The following is a 2,136-nucleotide window of genomic DNA, read 5'->3' on the forward strand; positions in this document are numbered from 1 at the left end:
GCCCCGAACAGGGCGAACCCCGCCACCCCGAGAACCATGATCGCGATGCTGCCCGCCCCGGTGCCGCGGATCGCGCCGCCCGCGATGAACGCCGCCGACGCCACGAACAGGATCACGAACGCGACCAGCTGCCAGACACCGCGCCAGGTCACCCTGACCCGCACCGCGAACAACTCCCGCGTCCCGGCCTCGGTTGCGTCCATCGGTCAGTCTCGTTTGACCGCGCAGAGGAGCCCGTCGCCGACGGGGATCAGCAGCGGGACGAGCCGCTCGTCCTCGCGGATCATCCGGTGCACCTCGCGGATCGCCTCGGTCTCGGGGTCGTGGCGGCCGGGGTCGGCGACCCGGTCGTGCCACAGCGCGTTGTCGAACGCGACGACGCCGCCCGGCCGCAGCAGCCGCAGCGCGTCCGTCAGGTACTCGGGGTACTCCCGCTTCGAGGCGTCGCAGAACACCATGTCGTAGGCGCCGTCGGTGAGCCGGGGCAGCACCTCCAGCGCCGGCCCGATGATCATCCGGGTGCGGTGACCGGACAGGCCCGCCTCCCGGTAGGCCTGCTTGGCCAGCCGCTGGTTCTCCGGCTCGATGTCGACGCTCGTCAGCACCCCGTCCTTCGGCATGCCGCGCATCAGCCAGACGCCGGACACGCCGCATCCGGAGCCGACCTCCACGACCGTCCGGGCGCCGATCAGCGTCGCGAGGAAGCGCAGCGCGGCGCCCCCGGCCGGGCCGATCGGCGTCGCGCCGACCTCCGCGCCGCGCTGCCTGGCCTCCAGGAGCGGATCGTCCTCGGGGAGGAAATCCTCCACATAGGCCCGGGTGGCCTCAATGGCGTCGATGGCTGCCTCCTCGTGGGACCCCCGCATGGCTCATGCTGGAAAGACCATATCGCCGACAGGGAACCAATCGGAGGTCCAGCGCGTTCTAACCAGCGAAAGCACCCGGTTCGAGAACCGCCCCAGCCCAGGCGAGACCGTGCCGTTCCAAGGCGAGACCTTGGCTCACGAGAGAGGAACAGCCCGGCACCATGGGAGTCGCAGCACTGAGTTTCAGAAGCGCTGTGGGGGTCGGCCCCAGGCAGGGCCTTGGGAACGCCGCTCGCACCCGCGAGAACGCCCCCGAGGCCGAGTGGGCACCGCCGTCCTGGGACGAGGTCGTCCGCGAGCACTCGGCCCGCGTCTACCGGCTGGCCTACCGGCTGACCGGTAACCAGCACGACGCCGAGGACCTCACGCAGGAGGTCTTCGTCCGCGTGTTCCGCTCGCTTTCGAACTACACGCCAGGAACGTTCGAGGGCTGGCTGCACCGGATCACCACGAACCTGTTCCTCGACATGGCGCGGCGCCGCCAGCGGATCCGCTTCGAGGGGCTCGCCGACGACGCCGCCGAACGCCTCCAGGGTCGCGAGCCGACCCCGGCGCAGGCGTTCGACGACACCAACTTCGACGCCGACGTCCAGGCCGCCCTGGACGCCCTGGCCCCCGAGTACCGCGCGGCCGTCGTGCTGTGCGACATCGAGGGGCTGTCCTACGAGGAGATCTCCGCGACGCTCGGTGTCAAGCTCGGCACCGTCCGCAGCCGCATCCACCGGGGGCGGGCGCAGCTGCGGGCCGCGCTGGAGCATCGCGCACCCACCCGGCGCAGGCCGGGGACGAGGAACGACTACCAGGCCGCTCTCGCCGAGGACGCGGCCGCCGACAGTGAGCCCGGGGGGCTGCACGCGATGGGCGGCGCCACGCCGCTGCCGGACGGCGTGTAAAGCTGTGCTTACCGCGCGCGGTGCGGGACCGCGCGCCTGACCGAACGGAATCGACGGAGGCGGCGTGAGTTGTCTGGGGGAGCGTCTGACCGCTCTGGTCGACGGCGAGCTGGGCCATGAGGAGCGCGAACGCGCCCTCGCCCACCTCGCGGGATGCGGCCGGTGCCGGAACGAGGCCGACCAGATGCGCCGGCTCAAGGGCCGGCTGCGCGGGCTGTCGGAGCTGCCGGCGACCGACGGCACGGACGACCTTCCCTCCGGCGACTTCCTGAGCCGGCTCCGCTCGCTGCCCGGGTCCGCCGGCCTTCCCGAGCCCGCCGAGGCGGCCCCGGAGCCCGCCGTGCCCGCGGCACCGGTCCGGCCGCGCTCCGCGGCCC

The 2,136-nt window shown here is 72.8% G+C and carries 3 protein-coding genes and 1 pseudogene; 2 read left to right on the forward strand and 2 right to left on the reverse strand.

Annotation, left to right across the window (positions count from 1 at the left end):
* Both E1293_RS46555 and E1293_RS46560 read right to left on the reverse strand, forming a co-directional pair.
* Nucleotides 1–203: pseudogene (locus E1293_RS46555) on the reverse strand (hypothetical protein); the annotation flags it as partial.
* A 3-nt stretch (nt 204–206) separates the two neighbouring features.
* Nucleotides 207–866, reverse strand: coding sequence for an O-methyltransferase (locus E1293_RS46560; RefSeq protein WP_132206493.1), 660 nt, complete (start codon nt 864–866; stop codon nt 207–209).
* A 161-nt stretch (nt 867–1,027) separates the two neighbouring features.
* Between E1293_RS46560 and sigE the strand changes: the two genes are divergently transcribed.
* On the forward strand, nt 1,028–1,759 hold the full coding sequence (gene sigE, locus E1293_RS46565; RefSeq protein ID WP_243717573.1) for an RNA polymerase sigma factor SigE: 732 nt from the start codon (nt 1,028–1,030) through the stop codon (nt 1,757–1,759).
* A gap of 64 nt (nt 1,760–1,823) precedes the next feature.
* Nucleotides 1,824–2,136: anti-sigma factor family protein (locus E1293_RS46570; RefSeq protein ID WP_132206495.1), on the forward strand; the 313-nt coding region annotated here is incomplete at its 3' end.

Origin of the sequence: Actinomadura darangshiensis (assembly GCF_004349235.1) — a bacterium.
In the GTDB taxonomy this organism is placed as follows: Bacteria; Actinomycetota; Actinomycetes; order Streptosporangiales; family Streptosporangiaceae; genus Spirillospora; species Spirillospora darangshiensis.